Origin of the sequence: Halobacteriovorax sp. YZS-3-1 (assembly GCF_047084945.1) — a bacterium.
GTDB lineage: Bacteria > Bdellovibrionota > Bacteriovoracia > Bacteriovoracales > Bacteriovoracaceae > Halobacteriovorax_A > Halobacteriovorax_A vibrionivorans.
In genome coordinates this window covers 730,429-751,588 of record NZ_JBKIYI010000001.1, presented here as the reverse complement: position 1 = coordinate 751,588, position 21,160 = coordinate 730,429, and the positions used below count along the sequence as shown (strand labels likewise).

Annotated in this window: 20 protein-coding genes; 8 read left to right on the top strand and 12 right to left on the bottom strand. The window is 34.8% G+C overall.

Going from position 1 to position 21,160, the window contains the following annotated elements; genetic code table 11:
- The first annotated feature begins 28 nt into the window (after window positions 1–28).
- Both ACMAZI_RS03625 and ACMAZI_RS03620 read left to right on the top strand, forming a co-directional pair.
- Window positions 29–670 carry a hypothetical protein gene (locus tag ACMAZI_RS03625; protein WP_114705548.1) on the top strand — a complete coding sequence of 214 codons (642 nt, stop codon included), beginning with the start codon at window positions 29–31 and terminating at the stop codon, window positions 668–670.
- Window positions 671–751: 81 nt separating this feature from the next.
- The gene (locus ACMAZI_RS03620; protein ID WP_114705549.1) at window positions 752–1,123 is read left to right on the top strand and encodes a hypothetical protein; all 372 of its coding nucleotides are present in this window, start codon (window positions 752–754) and stop codon (window positions 1,121–1,123) included.
- Window positions 1,124–1,159: 36 nt separating this feature from the next.
- Here the strand turns inward: ACMAZI_RS03620 and ACMAZI_RS03615 are convergent, their stop codons facing one another.
- The 5 genes from ACMAZI_RS03615 to ACMAZI_RS03595 all read right to left on the bottom strand — a co-directional run bounded on the left by ACMAZI_RS03615 (window position 1,160) and on the right by ACMAZI_RS03595 (window position 5,954).
- Window positions 1,160–3,472: a hypothetical protein gene (locus ACMAZI_RS03615; RefSeq protein ID WP_412473760.1), complete on the bottom strand. Its 2,313-nt coding sequence runs from the start codon at window positions 3,470–3,472 to the stop codon at window positions 1,160–1,162.
- 136 nt (window positions 3,473–3,608) lie between these two features.
- Window positions 3,609–4,340: a tRNA-uridine aminocarboxypropyltransferase gene (locus ACMAZI_RS03610; protein WP_334678040.1), complete on the bottom strand. Its 732-nt coding sequence runs from the start codon at window positions 4,338–4,340 to the stop codon at window positions 3,609–3,611.
- A gap of 6 nt (window positions 4,341–4,346) precedes the next feature.
- Window positions 4,347–4,685 carry an arsenate reductase family protein gene (locus ACMAZI_RS03605; RefSeq protein WP_114705552.1) on the bottom strand — a complete coding sequence of 113 codons (339 nt, stop codon included), beginning with the start codon at window positions 4,683–4,685 and terminating at the stop codon, window positions 4,347–4,349.
- On the bottom strand, window positions 4,682–5,323 hold the full coding sequence (locus tag ACMAZI_RS03600) for a class I SAM-dependent methyltransferase (RefSeq protein ID WP_114705553.1): 642 nt from the start codon (window positions 5,321–5,323) through the stop codon (window positions 4,682–4,684). The genes ACMAZI_RS03605 and ACMAZI_RS03600 overlap by 4 nt, the downstream gene beginning before the upstream one ends.
- Before the next feature lie 13 nt (window positions 5,324–5,336).
- On the bottom strand, window positions 5,337–5,954 hold the full coding sequence (locus tag ACMAZI_RS03595; protein ID WP_114705554.1) for a YkgJ family cysteine cluster protein: 618 nt from the start codon (window positions 5,952–5,954) through the stop codon (window positions 5,337–5,339).
- Between the two features lie 313 nt (window positions 5,955–6,267).
- Between ACMAZI_RS03595 and ACMAZI_RS03590 the strand changes: the two genes are divergently transcribed.
- Genes ACMAZI_RS03590 through ACMAZI_RS03575 form a run of 4 tightly spaced genes read left to right on the top strand, consistent with a single transcriptional unit; the run spans window position 6,268 to window position 12,429 of the window.
- Window positions 6,268–7,749 (top strand): TolC family protein, encoded by a 1,482-nt coding sequence (locus ACMAZI_RS03590; RefSeq protein ID WP_334678038.1) that lies wholly within the window; start codon window positions 6,268–6,270, stop codon window positions 7,747–7,749.
- On the top strand, window positions 7,746–10,937 hold the full coding sequence (locus ACMAZI_RS03585) for an efflux RND transporter permease subunit (RefSeq protein ID WP_412473761.1): 3,192 nt from the start codon (window positions 7,746–7,748) through the stop codon (window positions 10,935–10,937). The genes ACMAZI_RS03590 and ACMAZI_RS03585 overlap by 4 nt, the downstream gene beginning before the upstream one ends.
- A 1-nt stretch (window position 10,938) precedes the next feature.
- Window positions 10,939–11,547 carry a TetR/AcrR family transcriptional regulator gene (locus tag ACMAZI_RS03580; RefSeq protein ID WP_412473762.1) on the top strand — a complete coding sequence of 203 codons (609 nt, stop codon included), beginning with the start codon at window positions 10,939–10,941 and terminating at the stop codon, window positions 11,545–11,547.
- A 33-nt stretch (window positions 11,548–11,580) separates the two neighbouring features.
- Window positions 11,581–12,429, top strand: a complete 849-nt coding sequence (locus ACMAZI_RS03575; protein ID WP_334678036.1) for a class II glutamine amidotransferase — start codon at window positions 11,581–11,583, stop codon at window positions 12,427–12,429.
- Here the strand turns inward: ACMAZI_RS03575 and ACMAZI_RS03570 are convergent.
- Window positions 12,426–13,829: a hypothetical protein gene (locus ACMAZI_RS03570; RefSeq protein WP_412473763.1), complete on the bottom strand. Its 1,404-nt coding sequence runs from the start codon at window positions 13,827–13,829 to the stop codon at window positions 12,426–12,428. The genes ACMAZI_RS03575 and ACMAZI_RS03570 overlap by 4 nt on opposite strands.
- The gene (locus ACMAZI_RS03565; protein ID WP_114705560.1) at window positions 13,826–14,743 is read right to left on the bottom strand and encodes a YihY/virulence factor BrkB family protein; all 918 of its coding nucleotides are present in this window, start codon (window positions 14,741–14,743) and stop codon (window positions 13,826–13,828) included. Before ACMAZI_RS03565 ends, ACMAZI_RS03570 begins: the two co-directional genes overlap by 4 nt.
- A gap of 272 nt (window positions 14,744–15,015) precedes the next feature.
- On the opposite strand from ACMAZI_RS03565, the gene ACMAZI_RS03560 reads away from it, so the two are divergent.
- Window positions 15,016–15,447: a hypothetical protein gene (locus ACMAZI_RS03560; protein ID WP_114705561.1), complete on the top strand. Its 432-nt coding sequence runs from the start codon at window positions 15,016–15,018 to the stop codon at window positions 15,445–15,447.
- Here ACMAZI_RS03560 and ACMAZI_RS03555 read toward each other — a convergent pair.
- Window positions 15,442–16,074: a hypothetical protein gene (locus ACMAZI_RS03555; protein WP_412473764.1), complete on the bottom strand. Its 633-nt coding sequence runs from the start codon at window positions 16,072–16,074 to the stop codon at window positions 15,442–15,444. The two genes, ACMAZI_RS03560 and ACMAZI_RS03555, sit on opposite strands and share 6 nt — an antisense overlap.
- A 163-nt stretch (window positions 16,075–16,237) precedes the next feature.
- Here ACMAZI_RS03555 and ACMAZI_RS03550 point away from each other — a divergent pair, with 163 nt between their 5' ends.
- Entirely contained in the window at window positions 16,238–16,984 is a 747-nt protein-coding gene (locus ACMAZI_RS03550) for a hypothetical protein (protein ID WP_114705563.1), read from the top strand.
- A gap of 89 nt (window positions 16,985–17,073) precedes the next feature.
- On the opposite strand, the gene ACMAZI_RS03545 is transcribed toward ACMAZI_RS03550, so the two are convergent.
- From ACMAZI_RS03545 to ACMAZI_RS03530, 4 genes are all read right to left on the bottom strand, one after another.
- The gene (locus tag ACMAZI_RS03545; RefSeq protein ID WP_120405365.1) at window positions 17,074–18,981 is read right to left on the bottom strand and encodes a serine/threonine protein kinase; all 1,908 of its coding nucleotides are present in this window, start codon (window positions 18,979–18,981) and stop codon (window positions 17,074–17,076) included.
- 61 nt (window positions 18,982–19,042) lie between these two features.
- A complete protein-coding gene (locus ACMAZI_RS03540; RefSeq protein WP_412475107.1) occupies window positions 19,043–19,507 on the bottom strand; it encodes a hypothetical protein in 465 nt (154 codons plus the stop codon).
- Between the two features lie 46 nt (window positions 19,508–19,553).
- Window positions 19,554–20,288 (bottom strand): alpha/beta fold hydrolase, encoded by a 735-nt coding sequence (locus tag ACMAZI_RS03535; protein ID WP_114705566.1) that lies wholly within the window; start codon window positions 20,286–20,288, stop codon window positions 19,554–19,556.
- Between the two features lie 6 nt (window positions 20,289–20,294).
- Window positions 20,295–21,095, bottom strand: coding sequence for a GYF domain-containing protein (locus ACMAZI_RS03530; RefSeq protein WP_120405367.1), 801 nt, complete (start codon window positions 21,093–21,095; stop codon window positions 20,295–20,297).
- Window positions 21,096–21,160: the final 65 nt, after the last annotated feature.

Below are 21,160 nucleotides of genomic sequence, written 5' to 3'. Positions count from 1 at the left end.
TTTTTCTTACGACTTTACACTTCAAAATATGAAACAAGAAACATTGAAATTTACAGTTATCCTAGGGGCCTTTTGGGTTTTCATTATGGGATTTCTCAATTTAATTCTAAAAGAAAACTATGGCCTAGATTACGACTCAGGATGGGCAATCAATTCACTTATATTTCTATCAAGTGCTCTTGTTTTTAATTACACAACAAACTCTCTTAAGATCTCAAAAGAACATATCGCTTCTTACTTAAAGATCATTGCAATTTTTTTGGCCATTGCCCTTTGCATTGATTATATCTTTCCAATTTCTATTATTAAAAAATTAGAAATTACAAATTCAAAGATTTTATTCCCACTCTTTAGTTGGAATATCTTCGTTGCAAAATCTAGTGATATTATCTTTCAACAGATACTAATTAATATTCTAGTGGAATATTATATTAAGACTTTTAATCGAAGAGATAGCGTTAAATACTTTGGAATATTCTTTGCAATTATCCACCTCCCACTATTTTACATCTTTGGACTGAAGGCCCTTTATTTTATTATTCCTTCAATTCTAGGGGGAACGCTCTTTGCTTACCTGATTGCTTACTTCTATCGTGGCTACTTACTTTCTCTCGGCTGCCACTTCTTCTTCTATATCGTTCTAGGCATTGTCTTAAGATATTATAACTAGTTCATATCGTAAGTACTTAATTTTTCTTTAAAATTACTTAGACAGTTCAAGAAAATCACTTCATCTGACGATATGATACCTATGAAAAGAATTAGCCTAGCTATCCTTACATTATCGACACTTGTAGCTTGCTCTCCTAGTTATGAGATTGCTTATGAAGTTGACTCATGCGTGAAGGAAATAGATACTCGTTACGCAAAGTCAGGTCGTACTCCAAGCTCTATCTATCGTGTTGATGATATTGTCATCAACGAGAAGAGCAAAGAGCCAGAGATGAAAGTTAGCTCATGGTCAAATTCGCAGTGGTATTATAATGGAAAGAAGAATCTTTCTTATTTTAATGATACAAAACTCTTCACTTACGAATCAGTCGATTGCCCAAGAAACTTCGGTGATAAATATCGTAAGAAGAATTTAGGAATTGATAAGAGAATTAAGAAAATCGATCTATAAAAAAAGGGCCTCATCAAGGCCCTTTTTATTTTCTAATTATTCAATACGTTTTAATAATCGATCATATGCAGTCTTTTTATAGCGCACAGAAATTACCTTCCAGATATCAACACTCTTATCTTCAATAATTTCACCATCTGGAGTCTCTTCCATATTTGCAACGGCCTGAGCTGTTTCATCAAACTCTGCATGTTTTTGAGCAGCATACGCTTGTGCATCATCTGCACCAAAATCAAACTTAAACTTCTCTGCCTTAGGTGCTTTATACTTACCTATTCCATTTCCACCTTTAGCTTTTGCTGCTAATCCATCTTGCTGACCAGCAGTCTCATCACCATTTTCTTCACCATCTTGTTTTGGTGGTTGTGATAAGTATGGAAGGGCCGACATAAGTCCACCTTTACCACCAGCTTTCTTATTTAAGTTATTAAAGCCCTTGCCTAAAGAAGCAAGTAATCTTTTCGTGCCTTTGTTTCCATTATTCTGTTTATTAATACGTTCTAAAGTCTTTTTAAGAGCCTTCCCTGCTTGCTTATTTATAGCATTTGCACTCTTACCCATTACATCAATCGCATGTTGAGTTTTTGGACTTATTGTATCAGCACCATTTAGCCCATTTGTTGCATCAACCATGGCACCAGTAAACCCGCCTGGGATTGAAAAGCCAACATTACTTAATCCTTTCACACCATCTACTAAATATTTCTCAGGAGATGGACACGCTTTAGATCCATTATTTGTTCTAATTTTTGGAAGTCCTCCAACACACTCTAGCTCTGTTCCAATCTTTTGTGGTTGATAAGCTGCAAATCGAGTCGTCTTCTTAGATAGGTTCCTAGTCGCTACCCTTGTTACAGCTTGAGCAGACTTAAATTTTTTCAAAATTGATTCTATCTTTTTAATATTATCATCAATTGCTTTTGCTTCGGCCATCGTTGCTTGTGATGTTCCAATAGCAAGTCCACTAAAGCCAAGCCATAACCATCCTCTTTTAGCACTAGAAAGCATAAAGTTTGTCATATATGCACCAGTTGGAACAAGGTATGCACCTATTAGTCCAAGTAGAACTCCGAGAGAATTCCCCATCCCTGCATAAGCCTTCCCTATAAGTAAGCCGAGGACTCTCGTATAAAAATTATTACTTTTTATATTGTTTGAACTTGTTACTGTAACAGATGCCATTTCACCGCTTTCTTTTAATGACTCTTCAGTATAAATAAGGCAATTATTATTCATTAAAGTTGTAGCCTCAGTTAAATTTGTAATAGCACCTGTGAGTGCCGTTATTTGCCCACTCGTCGCTCCTCCTGTTGAGCTAGTTGTCGCTTTACATTCAGCCAGGGCAGCTTTACCAGCTGCTTCTGTTCCAATTAAGCACTTTGAAGAAGCGCCTGACTTCTTTTTTATTAGAGAAACAAATGCTTTATATTGTACTTCAGAAGGTCCCGGTGCAAGCTTTAGAGCCTCTATTTCAGCGACACTAACTGTAGGTATTTCACAACTAGCACTTTCTTCTGATAATTTTGCACCTCCAACAGTAGCACCACATGTAAGCGCTGTTGAAGCTGTTGCATTAGCAGCTAAAAAAGCTGCATTTGCTGACTGTGCACATAATTGCCCAAATGAAAGTTGCTCATTCTGCTTCCAGGCTGCTACACCAGCTGCGATGGCAAAAGCAGCACCAGCGGCAAGTTGAAACTTGGCCTTAGATTCTGCAGTTTCTTTCATCTCTTCGAGAATAGCTTTTTCTTCCTCAAGCATTTGCTGTTGAGAAACATCAACTGTTCCATCTTCAGAAAGGCCTTCATATTCAATTTTACTTTTACGATCTTTAAGTGATTCAGTTTGTTTAAACATGGACATTAATTCATTACCAATTAAAATGACTGCGCCAGCTACTGCGGGCCAAATATCCATAGGCTTTGAAGGCTGAAAGTAGAACCACATTTTCGAGGTAATATAAGCAATAGTCCCAAGGATAATAGGTGCGACAACGCCATTACCAAAGATTTTGAATAGGCCACTTGCTTCTTCTTTGTTATAAGTACCACTCATTTCTTTTCGTTTTTGAGTGATTGCATCCGTATCTGTTTCTTGTGTGTTTTCTAGTACAACAGTTCCATCATTTGAACGAACTTCTTGGGATTCCATTGATCCACCTGATGAACTTTGTTGCGGATCTCTTTCTGGCTCACCTTCTGGAGCTGGGTCCTCAGGTGCTTGCGCGTAGGCTTGAGTTGAAGAGATATTGAAACGGGCCTGTTCAATATTGATAGCAATATTTAAATTGATCATCGAAAAGATGATGGCCATGGTAAATAATTTATTGAGTACGCTTAAAGTTCTCATAAGATCCCTCTTTATTTAATACTATTTTATTATAGGGCCTTAAGAGATCCTAAAAAAGCAGGAACTTAAGTACTAACTGAGCAATTACAGTCACTTAGTATAGTTTTCAAGTGCCAAATAAATGGGTTTTTTAGCCTTATTTGAGAATAAAGGAGCGATTCTTTTTTTCGCGCACCAAAGCAACCCTCTGGTTGTTCATTTTACGTCCGCGATAGCTTGGGATATTTGGATCGGAGGCAATATCAATTTGTTTTTGAACCATGGCCTTAAAGGCCGTAATCATTGAGTCTTGGCTTCCATCTAATTCTTCAACACCAAATTTTCCAAGTTCTTCGATTAGGACATGCACAGACTCAACAGTAGAAAGCGCCTGCTTATGTGGTTGGTGCTTGATGAGAAATGCGGACTCTTTGTCTGATGAAAATGAGATACGAGGAAGCGTATTGATATTTTTTGATAGCTTCATCATCTTCTTGGCACAAGGCCAAGTTCCATCAATCACAAAGATCAAAGGCTTCTTCTTTGATAGAAGCTTGATATCATCTTCAGTAGGAGAAGAGATATTAAGCGCATCCTCACCTGGGTATAAGACCATTGGATAATAGTCATCATCTTCAAGTAAAGCGTTTACTCGCTTATCTTGAGTAAAATCAATTCCCATAATGAGTTCACTATTTTCTAGAACTTTATGAGTCATTCGACCAGTACCAAGTTTTTCCTTCTTGGCCTCCATCGGATGAATAAGAATCACAAACTTAGTATTTAAAGTAAATGGCCTTAAATGATGACAGACGCAAAGAGTGCTAGGTCTTGAACAACCCATGCACTTTTTGCGATATGTATTTGTGTCTTTTAAATCTTTTAACATAAATTATTATTTTACTACTTTATCCCACTCTTCAGTGCTGAAGCCACGTAATGTCTTCTTACCCTTTTCAAGTATTGGTCTCTTAATAGCAGATGTATTTTCTATTAGAAGTTTAATCTGTTGTGCTTTAGTTGCCCCTTCAAATTCATCCTTAATCTTTCTAAATGTTGGACCTCTTTTATTTGCAGGTAACTCACCAAAAGCTTCGTCCCATCTTTTTAAATCTTCTTTAGTTGGAGGAGTTTTCTTATAATCAATAAACTCGTAACTTGCACCTTTTGCATCTAAATACTTAAGAGCTTTTTTTACAGTGTCACAATTTTTAATTCCATAAATCTTCATCATAAATCCTTTTTTAAAATAACGACCTGTCGATTAATTATCTCAATACTGGCACCTAATTCTTTTGCGATAAAAGTAAAGACGTCCTCATTAAAGAATCCTACATGAGTCTCATCCCTTAGATACCACCAATTATTAAATTTATCTTTATCTTCTGGAAGAAAGTAAGTCATTACACCTAAGAGCCCACCTGGTTTTACAAGACTCCAACATCTTCTAATATCTTCATATGGACTATAGAAGTGCTCCCAAACCTCTGTGGAAGTTACAAAGTCATAACCTTCTTCAACTAAGAGAGACTTATCATCGGCGTAGTAAATATCATAATCTTTAACATCGTGTCCTAGTTTTGCCATCTCTAAAGACAAAGTCGGGCCAGGGCCACAGCCAAAATCTAATCCTTTTGAAGGACGATGAAGTCTTTCATTTAAAGGTAGAATTAGGCGATTGAGAAAGTCCACATATCCTTGGTCGACACTATCATTATTATGATTGTCATAACGACTTTTTTCAATTTTTGCTTCTAATAATTTATTGCGATCCTTGAAAACATAAGAACAATTAAGGCACTCAAAATAATCATTTTGAATGGCGTGCGCGTAGAGCTGCGTTGAATTATTTAAGCAAAGTGGACATGGCATATTGATGTTTTTATTACATCATTAGGTCATTGAAAAGGTTTTTAAGCTGCTTTAGCCTAAACCTTTTGAAGTTTTTCTTCATTGATTTCGTTAGTTTTTCTTGAGAGATTCTATTGATTGCCTGGACAAGCATATGTGGAAGAGCTCCCCCTTCCCCACTTAAGTTAAAAGCGGCTATCGTTATTAAGTCTGGCTTTTTAGTCTTTAATAGGCGAATCGATTGGTAGTGGCCATTGCTTGTATCACAAGCGCTTGGATCACTAACGGCATAATTTGTACGACATACACTTGGTCGATCAAAGTAGACCTTACAAGCACCGTTTTCATCTAAGAAGACACAGCTCCTATCCTGGAAGTCCTGTTCAAACCAAGCTTCAGTACTATCTTTTTTCAAAGACTGCTTAACTAATTTTTCAACATCAATCTTTATTCCGTCTTCTAAAATGCTAATTGCAAGTAAATCAGCTTCATCACGATTTACAGAGACCTGAGTATGACAACATGCTGAACAGCCCTTTCGACAAGAGATTAATTCATTTACATCAGCATCAGCAATTATATCCTGAAGAGACTCATCAATTAATTCGTGGGAAAGTTGGGCACGTTCGGCAGAATCGTAGCGCTTGGCCATTCTCTCATAAGAAGCGATATAGAAACGTCGAAACTCTAATAAGTTAGAGAATTTCTTAAAAGTTTCTAATGCTCTTTGAGGATAATTCAGCTCAACCTCCTGATAAAGCTAAAGAGTCTTAGTAAGAGACTCAAATAAATTATATCGCATCAACAATGAACACGAACCAGGTAGGCAATAATCTCTATTTACAAACAGAACGTATTCACTTTAACTAACACAAAATAAATTACTGGATATTTCTTCTATACTATCGTAAGATTCAAACAATCGTTTGAACTAAACATACGTTTGACTAAAACCTAGGACTTTTATGAATATTTTCAAGTACTTATGCCAAGGATTATCATCTTCGATTCTCCTCGTACTATTAATCAATCAAAGTATCCACGCAGAGACTATTACTGTTAACGAAGAAACATTAGTAAACTGGGCCGGCCAAGAGAACTTTAATCGCTTAAGGATATCTCTTGATGAATTAGCAAAGAAGCAAGAAAGGGCCAAGTATGATGAGAACTTTGGTTTTACTTTTGATGCCGAAGCAAATTATCAGGAAACAAAAGAGCAATCCTTTGTTCAATTTATTCCAGTAAGCTCTCCTGTGGCAGACTTTAAAGCAAAGTTATCAAAGAACTCAAAGTACGGACTTCAGTACGGTGTTGTGATGAATAGTAATCAAGTAACAAATAATCTCTATAAAGATGGGACAACAACATCAGCTGGAGCCTTTTTAGCTTTAGATCTTTATAAGGATTTCCTGGGTTCAACTTCTCGAGTACAAGATAAGAGCCTTTTAGTACAAGAAGAAATATCTAAAAGACAAAGATCAATTTCAGAGCATACTTTTATTCAAGAAGTTAGAAAGCTCTACTGGAAGATTGTGGCCAATAATGAATCCACAAAAATTGCACGTGCTCTTTTAAAAACAACAAAGAAACTCGAAAAAGATACAAGAAAGAGATTTCAAAGCAACATTGCTGACAAAGGTGATCTTGCTCGAATTAGCTCACAAGTTGAAGCACGTAATGGGCAACTCTATCTTTTAGAGTTTGAACGAAACGAGTTGATCAAAACTTTAAAGTCACTCTTTCCAGATAAATTAGGTGGTAAAGATCTTAGATTAGCAAATTATAATCTTGATAATACAGTTAATGATGTCATGGCCTGTACGCAGAAAATAGCACAACACATGACTTCCCTTCCTCTTGAATACACACAATACGATGAGATTCTTGGCCTTCTTCAAAAAGATTTAGAACTTTCAAGAGAAGTTAATAAGAATTATGACAAATCAAATCTCAAGCTAATTTCACAATTTGAAGTTGTCGGGAAAGACTATAGTTATTCAGATAGCTTCAAAAAACTTTCAGATGAAGGAGATAGCCGTTTCTCAGTAGGTCTTCAATGGACAATGCCAATCGGTGGAGAAAAAGATAAAACAAAGGCCATCCAAGACGAAATTATTAGAAGAAGAAACCTCGCTGATTCACAAGAGGTAAAAGGGAAACTAGATGCATTTCATGCTCAAACATTAAGATCAGTTCTAACTCTTCAAAATGTAATTCGTGCACAAAAAAGAAATGCGAAACATCTTAGAGAAACGTTAAAAGATTCTAAGAGAAAATTTAGTCAGGCCCGTCTAACTTCACAAGATCTATTAATTGATGAGAACCAACTCCTAAATTCAAATCTTGATGAAATTAGTACTAAGTACCAAGTAATCGAAACAATTATTAATTATTTTACAGTTTTTAATCAAACTCCATGTAAGTTAAACAAAAGAGCACAACTATGAGTCTTGTATCAAAATTCTTTATAGAGAATCATAAATTTACAATCGTTGTCACTTTCTTCCTCTTAATCTATGGATTAATGGGACTAAATAAAATGACGGCCGAATCTTATCCGACAGTTTCCTTTGCAACTGCTGTTGTAACAACAGTTTATGATGGTGCATCGGCAAATGACATAGAGATTAAGATCACAAAACCAATTGAAGATGAAATCAGAACTGTCTCAGGAGTAAAGGACGTTAAGTCAACTTCACAGGCAGGGCTATCTAAAATTGTAATACGTGTTGATATGGATAATGTTGATAGCGTCGATGACGTTATGAGCGATTTACAAAAAGCGGTTGATCGCGTTTCAGACTTACCGACAGATCTTCAAGATGCACCTCTCTTTCAAGAAGTTAATTCAGAAGAGATTCCAGTATATCAAATCGCACTTGTTGGACCTAATAATATAAGAGAAAGAGATGCACTGGCTGATGTTCTTAAAGAAGATATTGAAGATATCAAGGCCGTTAAAGGTGTTACTCTTGATGGATTTTCTAAAAGAAGATTTGAAATTATTCTAGACCTTAAGAAATTAAACCAAATGCATATTGGAATTGATGAAGTTTTAAATAAGTTAAGACTTCGAAATGTTAATATTCCAGGTGGGACACTTAAATCAGAAGATGATCAAAAGCTTGTTCGTATTGAAGCGAAAGTTCAAAACGTGGAGCAACTTCGTAATATTTTAATTCGCTCTAACTTCTCTGGTTCAAATATCTTCCTAAAAGATGTGGCAAAAGTTGTTGATGGTAAAGAAGAGAGAAAAGTTATTACTTCTTATAATGGAGAAGAAGCTACTTTAATTACAATCTCTAAAAAAGCTGGTGAAGACACAATTCAAATGGTTGAAAAGATCAAAGAACATATGAAGGAATTTGAAAAGAGATATCCTGAATATAAGTTCTACGTTTATAACAACGAAGAGATTAAAGTTGTAAATAAATTAGAAGTACTTGCTTCTAACGCAATTTCTGGTTTATTGCTGGTCGTTTTCTTCCTCTTTATTTTTTTACCAGGAAGAATTGGTTTACTCGCTAGTTTCTCTCTTCCTCTAGCAGTATTTGGTACTCTAGGATTTATGCCTGACTATGGCCTAACGTTAAACGCTATGACTATTCTAGCACTCGTTATTGCCCTTGGTATGCTTGTTGATAATAGTGTTGTTATCAGTGAGAACTTTACAAGATTGATGACTGAAGAAGGATATAGTGCAAAAGATGCAGCCCTAAAGAGTGTTAAGTCACTATGGCTTCCTATTACAGGGACGGCCATGACGACAATTGCGGCCTTCCTGCCAATGCTTGTTACAAAAGGAATCATGGGACAATTTATTAAGGCAATCCCTATTATTGTTACCGCTTCTTTAATACTTTCTTTAATCGAGTCTTTTTTCTTACTTCCAATGAGACTTGCAAAATACTCAGGTTCAGCAAAGAAGACAGGTAAAGAAAAGAAAGCTGATTGGTTTGCAAAGTTTCAATCAAAATTTGAAAGCTTAATGACTGTTGCAGTTAGACACCGTTATATTTCGGTATTCTTCTTCACTTCAGTTATTATCGGTTCATTAGTCTTCATGGCAGTTGGTAATAAGTTTATCCTCTTCCCTGCGGATCAAACTGAAATCTACCTAGTTCGCTATGAAGCCAAAAGAGGAACTCCAGTTGAGCAAACTGAAGAATATATGCTTACAATAAGCAAAAAAATTAAAGAAAAGATTGGTGAGCAGGCCAAGCATATTGTTGGTTTTGCAGGAAAAGCTTCAGTTGGATTTTCTGATCCAAAGGATAAAGAGGGAAATAACGTTGGTCTAATCTTTGTCTATGTGAATGACTATGCCAAATTTAATATTGCTGAAACAGTAATGTTAAAGAAGTTACGTGAAATCAAGATGCCAGAATTAAAATCTCTAACTTTTGAATCTCAAGTAAATGGACCTCCTGTAGGTGAAGATATCCAAGGAACTTTCAGATCTAATAGTTTTGAACAGCTTGATAAAATCATTGGAGAGATCTCTAATGAACTCGGCCAAATCAATGGAGTCCTAGATCTTAAAACTGATGATGTATTTGGTGATGAAGAAGTTTACGTTGATATTGACTATGTAAAAGCTGATCAATTAGGTGTAACAGCATCTCAAATTGGTAATGCAGTTAGGTCGGCCGTCGCAGGAAGTATTGCAAGTACAGTAACTCTTGATAATAAAGATGTTGATCTTGAAGTAAGATTTAAGAAGGCCCTTCGCGGAAAACCAAGTGATATCTTAAATATCAAAGTTATGGATAACCGTGGAAATCTCATTCCTCTAAGCTCTGTTGCAAAAGTGAGAAAAGAAGAAGGGACACCAAATGTTAAGAGGTATGACTTTAAACGAGCAAAAACGCTTATTGGTTCTGTTGATAATATAAATACAACATCAGCTGCTGCAAACTCTAAATTAAAAGAGATCTTTGAAAGAGTATCTTCAAAATATCCTGGGGTATCACTACGTTTTGGTGGTGCTGCAGAAAGTACAGCGGAGTCTCTACAGTCACTTGCTGAAGCTGGTGTACTAGCAATTATTGCGATTTTTGCGATCTTAGTATTCTTATTTAAGAGTTTTTTAAGGCCAATGATCATTATGATGACAATACCACTAGGCTTTATTGGTTTTTCAATTGCTTTTGCAACACCAATTCTAAGTGGTTACCCTGATCGATCACGACCAATTAGCTTCCTGGCCCTTATTGGTATTATTGGACTTGCTGGTATTATTGTAAACTCAGGGATTGTTCTAATTAGTTTCATTGACGAGCTAAGACAAGAAGGTAAATTGAGTCTCGATGAGATCCTTGTTAAGGCTTCTGGACTAAGGCTAAGAGCAGTACTTGTAACTTCACTTACAACTGTTTCAGGTCTATTACCGACGGCTTACGGAATCGGTGGTTCTGATGCGATGCTTGTGCCAATGACAATGTCGATGGCATGGGGTCTTACTTCAGGAACGATAATGACTCTAATCTTCATTCCTTGTGCATATGCAATTATTGAAGATGTCACAATATTTGGAGAAAGGATTAAAAATAAATTATTCAAAAAAGAAGAAGGCGAAGTCGAATCAGAAGAAGAAATAACAACAGATGTAACCGCTGAAAAGGTTGAGGTATAAAATGACTATTTCAACTAAAGAAACCATATTACAAGTAGCAAGTCAGTTATTTGCAGACAGTGGCTACGATAATACTTCTGTTCGTGATATTGCAAAAGGAGCAGACGTAAATATATCTGCTATTAATTACCACTTTAAATCTAAGGTAGGTCTTTTTGCTGAGGTATTAAATCACAATATTGAAACCTTAAGGTCTCAATTCACAGAACTCTACTCTGTTGCAACATCTACTGAAGATTGTGCTGTTAGAATCTACTCTCACTTTGAAAAAGAAAGTAATACTTTCTATAATTCAATGAGGATGTTTCTAGTAAATAATCTTCCCTTAGAAGAAGATATTATTCCTAAATCATGTTCAGGTGAACAAAAAGGTCCTCCAGGAACAGAGATTCTCATGGAGATGATTAGGAAAGAGATCGACTTCAAGGGAGAAGAGACTCTTCTTCTATGGGCCGCTAGAAATATTATGCACAATATAATCATTATCTCTTTAGTTTCTCAGTCTTCATTTGTGAAGATGATGAATAAAGAGGTTGCTCACTTCTCAGAAGAGGAAAAAATTGAGTCTATCCGAAGAAATGTGCGTTCAACTTTAAATTTTATCAGATAAATCCGATCAGACACATAGAATAAGGAATTTTCTATGTGTCGATTATTTGGATTTAGATCAGTAATATTAAGTCAAGTTCACCAAAGTCTAGTTCAGGCCGATAATGCCCTTGAAGTGCAAAGTCGTGAACATCCACACGGCTGGGGAGTCGCATACTATGTTAGAAACTCTCCACATATTATCAAATCCACATCTGCTGCCTTGGAAGATAAGATCTTTAAAAAGGTATCTGGCGTCGTTTCTTCACAAACAGTATTAGGTCACATAAGAAAGGCAACTATTGGGGAAACCAATATTCTAAACACTCACCCATTTCAATATGGCCACTGGACTTTTGCCCATAACGGAAATATTAAAAACTTTGATAAGCACAGAGAAAAAATTATTGAACATATCCCTGAGTATTTTCAAAAGTTTATTCTAGGAACCACTGATAGTGAAACCCTCTTCTATTTCATACTTAGTAAGGTCTCAAAAGATATCAATTTAAGTGCTGAAGAAATAAATATCGAAGAGTTTACAAATATTATTAACGAAGCAATTAATGAGCTAATAGAGATTGTTGGTGATTTAAATTTTGATGAAGATGCTCCACCGACAGAAAACTTCGTTTCATTCATTATTACGAATGGGAACCTAATGTTAGCATTTAATGGTGGAAAGAAGCTCTACTACTCAACATACAAGAATAAATGTCTTGATCGCGATACTTGTAGTAGTTACTCTCCAGAATGTGAAGCACCAACTAAAACAGGCTTTGTTAATCACTTAATTTTTTCAAGTGAACCACTCTCTGGTGATAATATTTGGATTGATCTAGGGCCTAAGGAAATTCTAGGTATCGATTATAAAATGAAGATTTTTAAAAAGACATTAGACTAAGATAGGTACTTATAATACTTATCCATCTTATAAATTTTCATACGACATAAAGAAAAGTCATATAGTACCGTTTCAAGTAACTCAGGATCAAGTCGAGACTCTTTAAATGAATCCCAGAGAGCTTTATACTCAGAAGAACTGATCTCTTCATCTGCAAAGATAATATGACAGATCGCTAAATACTTAAGCTTTGAGTCCTCTTTCTTAATCCCTTTAAAAACTCTCTCAATATACTTTTGATTTAAATACTCATTAATCTTATTTAGATCATAACGGTCATTTAAGACAAGGTTTATAATTAAAAGAATTTCTTCTTCAACAACTTTTCCTGCAACAATCTCATCGATATCTTTTATTACATCTTTTTCTCTACCATCTTTGAAAAAGTCAGCAAGTACATCGATTCTCTTCTGATCAAGTGATAAGAAGTGTTTTGCAAAGGTTAGAAATAACATATTTGTCATATCAAATAATGGTCCTTTGCTACCGGAAATTGTTTTGATGAACTTATAATTATCTTTGAATACTTTAGGTGATTGAATCAAAATGCTATGTAACCAAAAAGCTTGCTCAATTGTTTTGATTTCAAAGCCCTTATAATGACTTAAGAACCAATCCTCTTCTTTCTGAGAGATTTCACCATCTGCAAGTAGAATTATGAGAGATAAGAATGGAGCAATTGTCTCCCACTCATCATCATGAAATTCACCTAGATGCATTTTCTTAATAACAGACTTCATAGCGGCCAATTCTTTTCTATCAACGTTACCATCTGATTTAATTGCAGCGATAACTTCTTGAGAAAGCTTCTTGATTTCTTCTTCAGAGTAAGCATTTACTGCTAATACATTTTTAATATCAAAAGAATGAATTGGTATATTTGGCATATGATCACATATCGATCTTAATAAGTTTCTTAAATACGAAAACTCAGACTCATCTAAAACCCCATCATTTGAATAAGAAATCATTAAAGAAAATAAAAGAGCATTTGAATAGTCTCTTAATCCTGATTTTCTAAAATACTGTATTTTATAGAAAGTGTCCTTAAGATTTTCAAAGTCCTTATCTTTTATCTCTAATGATACAAAGGCTTCATGTAATACTTTAGGAGCTTTGGAGTTTTTAAGTTTAACTGCGAAAATTTCAAATAAACGACTAAAGAGCTGAAGTTTTTCCTCGTAATCACAGATTGAATTTAGATACTTAAATGAGCTTTTCCAGCGATCAAAGAAGTTTTGAGACTTATCAAGCTCATCAACTTTCTTCTCGACTTCATTATATGATAAGAAAACCCATGAATAGAAATATGCAAAGAAGTTCTTTCTAAGAACCTTATTGATGTGCAAGTCCTCACAAACTTCATGACACATTAATATGATTGCATCTTCCTTTCTCAACGCGACCTTCTTTTCTTATTATTAAAAATCTTTATCTTTGGTACATAAGTATAACATGCTCCTAGATAAAATGAGCATATGATAAAATATATCCAGATCATAGCGACTAAAAGGTTATAAAAGCTCCCATAGTCTTGTATTAGATCTTCTTTAAAATAACGTAAATATATCCAATAAGTAGATTTACCGGCAAAGAAGCACATCATAAAAACAGCGGCACCACATAGAGCATCTTTGTAGCTAACCTTAATTTGGGTAGAGAATTTGTAAACTAATCCAAAGGTTAAGATTGTAAATGGCAAAATAGAGAGCTCAATAATATAATAAAACGTACTTGCATGTTGTGTTACTTCACTTAATAAGCCTACAACGAGGTTTTTCTCATTTAAGAATGCTAAGGCCAAAAAGAATAGAGCCAAGAAAATACCAAAGAAAGCTGAGCGTAAATCATCCTGAATCATTCCACCATCGATATCAACTTTTGATAATGTATTGATACCAAAAATAAATGAAGTGCTGATACCAAGACAAGCAAAGAACCATAATACGAGCTGATGCCAATCGACATACGGACTTCTAATCTGTTCTTCGACAACCTCTCTTACAGCGCTTAAGATCGAACTATCAACCTGTGGAAAGTTAGAAAAAATCATTGATATGATATGATTTTTAGCGACATCGTTATCATTTAAGAAAGCACCAACGATTGATATTAAAATCATCACAGCTGGACCGAAGCTTAAGATGGTGAAAAAAGTCGTAGCTCCAGAAACGACCTCCCCCTTTCTCTTTTTAAAAAGAAATATTGAGGCAATGAATCGCATTGTAAAAGACTTACAAAAATCTAAAAAGTCCTTTTCGATCTTATCCGGATCGACTCGAACTGATGTAACATATTTCTTTAACTGATTCACTTCTTAAGTTCCCCTTTCAAACTTAATCAACACATTATCCGACCAAGGGACTCGGCTTCTTTGCTTTCTTATAGTTAATCATCGGAGTTTTGCGAATATATCTTAGGCGATGTTCATTATTTTCTAAGCAATATTAGTAATTTGTGAACTTAATCGACTCAATTATAGAATCTTTCTAAAAGCCAGAGAGGCCAAGATTACCACCTCAAACTCTCTTCTATAAAATGATAAAATAATTGTGTGGATTCAACCACTTCTAGGACGGAGATAAAATGAATAAATTAGTATTGGCCATTTCACTTTTATATCTTTCATCACAATTCTCTTTCGCAAGAAAGCCAGCGGTAGAAGATACATTTGAATCTTCAATTGAAGAATATAAGGAAGTTGAACCGTCTAAGGCCAAAGGTTATGATTTTTCTCCAGCTAGAAAGCCTTCTGGCCAAAAAGAAGAAAGAACACATAACTCAGATCTTTTAAAAGTTGAATCATATACAGAATCAAAAACTTCAGAGAATCTACTCTATCTATTCTTTATTCTCTTACCAGTATTTGTTAGTGCATATACGTTCTTTAGAGCTAATAAGGACTCGTATGCAGATAAGCTTAAGACTGATGCACATGCACCAGATAAGTCGAATGTAACAAGTTTAGCTGACAAAAGAGAAGAACAAGAAAAAGAAGATATTAAAAAGGCGTCATAAGTTACGCCATTTAACTCCCTTTATATGTGAAAAATACTTGTGAACAGAGCCACTAGATATAATTAAATCTAGCTGCCCATCGCTATTAACATCTTTAAAATTTACATGATGTGCTCTCTTATAATGACCAAAGTTATCGGTATTTTCAGTCCAAATTTTTCCTAGCTCTTTTATTTCTAGGTTTTTAAGACTTCCATTTTCAACAACCATCGCCCAAAGAGATGAAGAGCCGTATTTATCAATATAACTAGTCTTTCCATCATATAAGTAAAAAAGAATCGCCATTTTATCACTATTAATTTTTCGACGTCTTATACGATATATATACGAATCAAAACCAGAAATTGGAAATTTATAATTAAATATCTGCTCACGATTTATATTATAAATTGTAAGATGTGGTATCCCATCCACTATCTTAGTGCCAATATATTCTCTTCGAAAGTCACCATTGAGATCAATTTGATAAAGAGCTGATTTCTTAACGTAATGGTCCTTATCTTTTGAAACCTCTTTCTTCTCATTCTTTGCATCATAATATTCTTTAAACAACCAAGCATCTTGTGCGTTGACTGACACAAGTGGTAATAAAGCTGAAAATGCGAGAATTCTTTTTATCGACAACATATGTCAATTATAGCAACTCCCATAAATGAAACAATACTATCCATATTATTCCCCTATTCTAGTTAAATCTTGAGCAGATAAGGCCACAAAGGGCCTCTCGACATTGACGTATCGCAAGTAAATTCGCTAATATCTTTGAATACAACGACAGAGAGAGGACTTAATGCAACGCCAAATTGGTTTCATCAAGAATCAGAATCAAATCATTATTAGACAACTTGGAAACACTTCAAAGAGTAAAGTTGTGGATTTCGATGAGTTATCAAATGAAAAATTTGACTGCATTTTCTACAATCCTGAGCAACTTGAAGAAGAAAGTATACATAATTTCCTAACTAAGGAATCTAAGCACACTCCAGTGCAAGAGACACAAAACTTCTTTAACGGGCCAGATCAATTTGAATCAGAATCAAATGAAAATCTTGCTCAACTCTTTGAGAAGGTATCTGGAAACTGGGTACTACAAAATAATATTGTTCTTCTGGATGAATTATTTGAAGTCGTTGATCATCTAAAAGCTCTTTGGCCAAATGATCGAACTGCATTCTTTGAAGAACTATGGCATATTTTCAAAGTGAATCTTGGAGCAAGTAAGCTTAAGTTTATTTATAATGATATTGAAAACGCATCAAAGAATAATGACAAAAAAGTCCTGGTTCATATAACAATTGATGGAGAGAGAGTACCAAATCCAACAAAGGGAAAAGAATTCGAAGAGAAACTTATGAAGCACTTTGAATCAGAATTCGTTAATCCTTTTCAAATTGTTGAATACGATGAGAATAAAGGTCAGCTAACTATTTGTGGGAATATCTACAAAAGCCCATTCTTGGTTATGGCAAATATCTCTTCTATTTCGAAGTTACAAGAATCAATTCTAGCCACATTAATTAAAGCAATTTCAAGATAATAAAAATGGCCCGATAACGGGCCATCTTCTATTTAATAATCTCACGTATAGGTCACTCCCAATTTCTTGGGTAGCACAGCAGAAAACCATTATAGTAATTTACATAGATCAACAACTTTTGAGTTAGAGATCTCAAACTTCACACGATAAGGAACAGAGCTTTTAGCACTTTCAACTGTAACTTCATATTCCTTAGGGACACTATCCCCTTGTGCATTTATCCCAGTAGCAAGTGGAATTCCTGGAACAAAGCGAATTGGAAGCTTCTCTTCTCGTTGTTCACCGAATAATTCAAAGCTAACTTTTCCTACTAAACAAGCTGAACTCGTTTGTAGATATCCATAGTATGCAATCGGCATAGACTCGACCTTTATACTTCGAGACTCACCTTCTTGAAGACTAATATCGTGGATAATGAAGTGCTCTCTTCCACTCTTTTCTACTCTAATCGTCATCAATTCGTTAGTTGATAACTTAATGCGATTTAGAACATCAACTTCTTTTTGTTCACCATTAATATAGAGCTTATCTTTATTTCTATTAAAGTTCTTTAAAGTTAACGTAGATTTCACACTACTTGTTGGCTCTCTCTTTGAGCCCTTTTTTGCGACCTCGGCCTGCTTTGTATTCTCAACTGGCTTATCACCTAAGAAAGGGATCTGGTCTTTAGCAAAATAAACACCAACAGCAAGAGCAGCGATCGAAGCAACGTGAATTAAATAAGACTTTTTCTTCTTAACTGGTTTTTTCTTCTTTTTGATACGTTTAATTTTCGTACCAGCGCTGGTTTTATTGGATTTAATATCAATTGTATTAATTTTTGTTTTAGACGTTTTAGAGGCTAAATCAAGCTTAGGCATTGAACCTTCAACTTGAATATCTGTCTGCTCATCAATATCTAACTCAAAGAGAGCTTCTTTTTGCTTTCTCTTTTTAGCAGAATTATTCTGAGGGCCACTCGATTGAGAAGGTGCTCCACCTTCACTCTCTGCCTTATAATCTTTGATATATGGACCTAAATCGATCTGTCCAAATTCAAACATTCTTTCACGATCTGTCTTAATCTCATCCTTAAATAACTCTTTTGCAAAATATGATAAATCTGAAGAGTTGAAATCAGGATATGTTGAGTATAGAAATTTATTTAATGCCCTAGCAAACTCCTCTAGAGATTGATAACGCTTGCTACGATCTTTATGTAGGGCCTTAAGAATGATTTTATCAAGTTCTTTTGGAACCATCGGATTAATAGATGATGGAACTGGAATCTTACACTCTTGAATCTTTTTAAGTACTGCTAAGTCATTTGAAGCTTTGAAAAGCTTTCTAGAGCAAAGCATTTCCCAAAGTGTAATAGCAGTTGCAAATAAGTCATATCTTGGATCAAGATCTAATCCATCTAAATATTCTGGTGCTAAATATGAAAGCTTACCTTTAATAGTTCCGGCTTGAGTTGCTTCAGAGTTTGTTTCAGACTTTGCAATACCAAAGTCGATAACTTTAACAGAGCCATCAAAAGTTAGCATGATATTATGAGGAGAAATATCACGGTGGATAATATTAGCAGGCTTACCTGTTAGTTTATCTGTGAATGTATGAGCATAGTGGAGCCCTTGAGCAGCTTGAATTGTAATGAAAACTGAAATTTCAACAGGAAAGACGTAATTGTGTTCTTTAAGCTTATCAATATACTGCTTTAAGTTACGTCCATCACAATATTCCATTGCTACGAATAACTGATTATTATGAAAACCATAATCGTAAGTCTGTACAATATTAGGATGTAGAAGACCAAAGGTCGTCTTAATCTCATCCATAAACATTTGTTGAAATGCCTCATCAGAAGAGAATTGTGGTTGGACCATTTTAATCGCAACGATTTTATCGGCCTGTTCACCAAGGAATCTTGCACGACAAATTTTTGCCATTCCACCATCAACTAGATGATCTAGAATTAGGTAGCGGCCAAATCTTTCAAATTTCTTTTCTTCACTCATTACTAAAGCTCCTCAACAATTTATCGGAACTTTAATAGTTTAACTTTAGAGAAGAAATTAACTAAAAATGTAAAATTCTTGTTCTGTAATTAGGAAAACTAATCTCTAAGTCACCGATATCACGAGATGCACAAAGAGTTTTTGTTTTATAGAGGGCCAAGAAAAATTTATTGTAGTCAGGATGATTTGTCAGGGCCGAATCAAAGTCATTTGTTACGATGTCTGTTAAGTCATCTGAAAGGATTTGATTATAGAACATTGAATGTGAGATTCGATCTGAATCTAGGCTAAAGTCGATCATTATATAAACAGCATGACACTTCTTTAATCTTCTCGATTCACTTTCAGAAAACCACTTCCAAAACTTTGAATCTGGATCAATTTTGGCAAGGAAAACGTCATACATTAAATTTAAATCTGAATACCAAGAAATACGCTGAAACTTAAGAGAGTCTCTCCACGGCTCACCACCGGCAGTTCCACCCTTGATGTAGGCATCCCCTTTCTTAACGAAATTCTTTGTCATATTACCGCATGAGAAAAGCAGAGCAATTAATATCAGATTTAAAAATTTAATTTTCATATAACCAATTATAAGTTTCTTTAAAAATAATGTCTTGTTTTTTTATCATTTTAATTGAATTCATCTCTGGAACCTCCACTTCATCGTGGAATTCGCTCATTAATGTCTCAAATATAATACTATTTCGATCACTGCTAAATATAAGATTTCGACATTTCATAAAGTAAATGTCTAATTGTACTTTCTTTAATAGCTTATTTAACGTGATTAACGACTTTTTTGTAATAAATCCATTTGCTGTTAAGTCACTACTTTGTTTGCGTAAATTCAGCTGAAGTTTAGAAATTGGAAGCGGTATGCTCTTGAATAAATCAGTTGAAAACTTCTTATCTAACTCAACTCTTAAGCGTGGATTGATAAATATATTTCCTGCAACATTTTCAAATAAAGTTGCATAATACAAGGCCACTAATGCTCCCTGATTAATTGATAAAGTATAAACTTCTTCTGACTGAGCAATCTGACTAGATGTGTGTAATTCTGTTAAGAAGCCTTTAATTTGCTCGATACTTTCAAAATGTCCACGTGTACCAGAACTTAATCCATGCCCAAGGTAATCGAATGTAACGACATTAATTCCTTCATCATTCATTAATGGAATTAGATTTTCAAAAGTATAATGGCCACCACCAATATCGTGAAAGAGAATGATATTTTTTTTCGATTTATTATTACGAGGCTCTTTAGTCGCGTAATATTCTCGAATATAAATCGAACTCTTCATAAAGGATTAGCCTACATACTTTTGAATCGAATCTTCAGCTTCATCTGAAAGATTAACAAATCGTAAAGCAAAGCCTTGATTATCTCTTAAATGTCTTACAACTAGTCCTGAAGCAACAAAGTGGTAATTTGAATTTTCTGGATGCACATTTAAAGTAATTTCATCACCAACATTAAACGGAAAATTAGAGACAAGAACTTGCATTCCACCAACTGAAATATCGCGGCAAACACCTTCAAATACTTGTTGAGAATCATGAAAGAACATTCTTGCAACAAATGGTTTACGACGGCTTTCTCTTCTTTCATCATCACTTTCAGTAATTAAAGGAGGTGCTTTACCAAAGATTTTTTTTGCAATTGGAGTATTTGCAATATAAGACCATTCGTTTTCACCAGGAATATAAGCAAGAGTTTTTTCATTAATACGATTTTGCTGATAGGCCCTTTGAAGATCAATTATACTAAATGGGCCATATTCGACTTCTTCATCAACGCCACGGTCTTGGCCAATTTTAATTGTAATAATCTTTTCGTCTTCTTTCAGATCATCCCAACTATAAAGCACGACATTTTGATCATCAATGACTGGCGGCATATCTAATTCTGGAGGTAGCGCATCTTCTACTTTTTCATTCAAAAGATAACCAAGCTCAGTTGCTTCTGAGATATGCTTCCAATTATCATAACCTTTTGTCCAAACATAACTTTCAGCATTAAGCTTTCCACTATTGAAAAGGTTTTCAATTTCGCTATTTTCAACGGGGCCTACCCTCTCACCTTTTTCAACGTAATACCATTGCGCCATTTAAATCTCCATTTTATTAGACTTTTCTATTTTAACCTCTTGATATCATTAACTAAATTCATGAC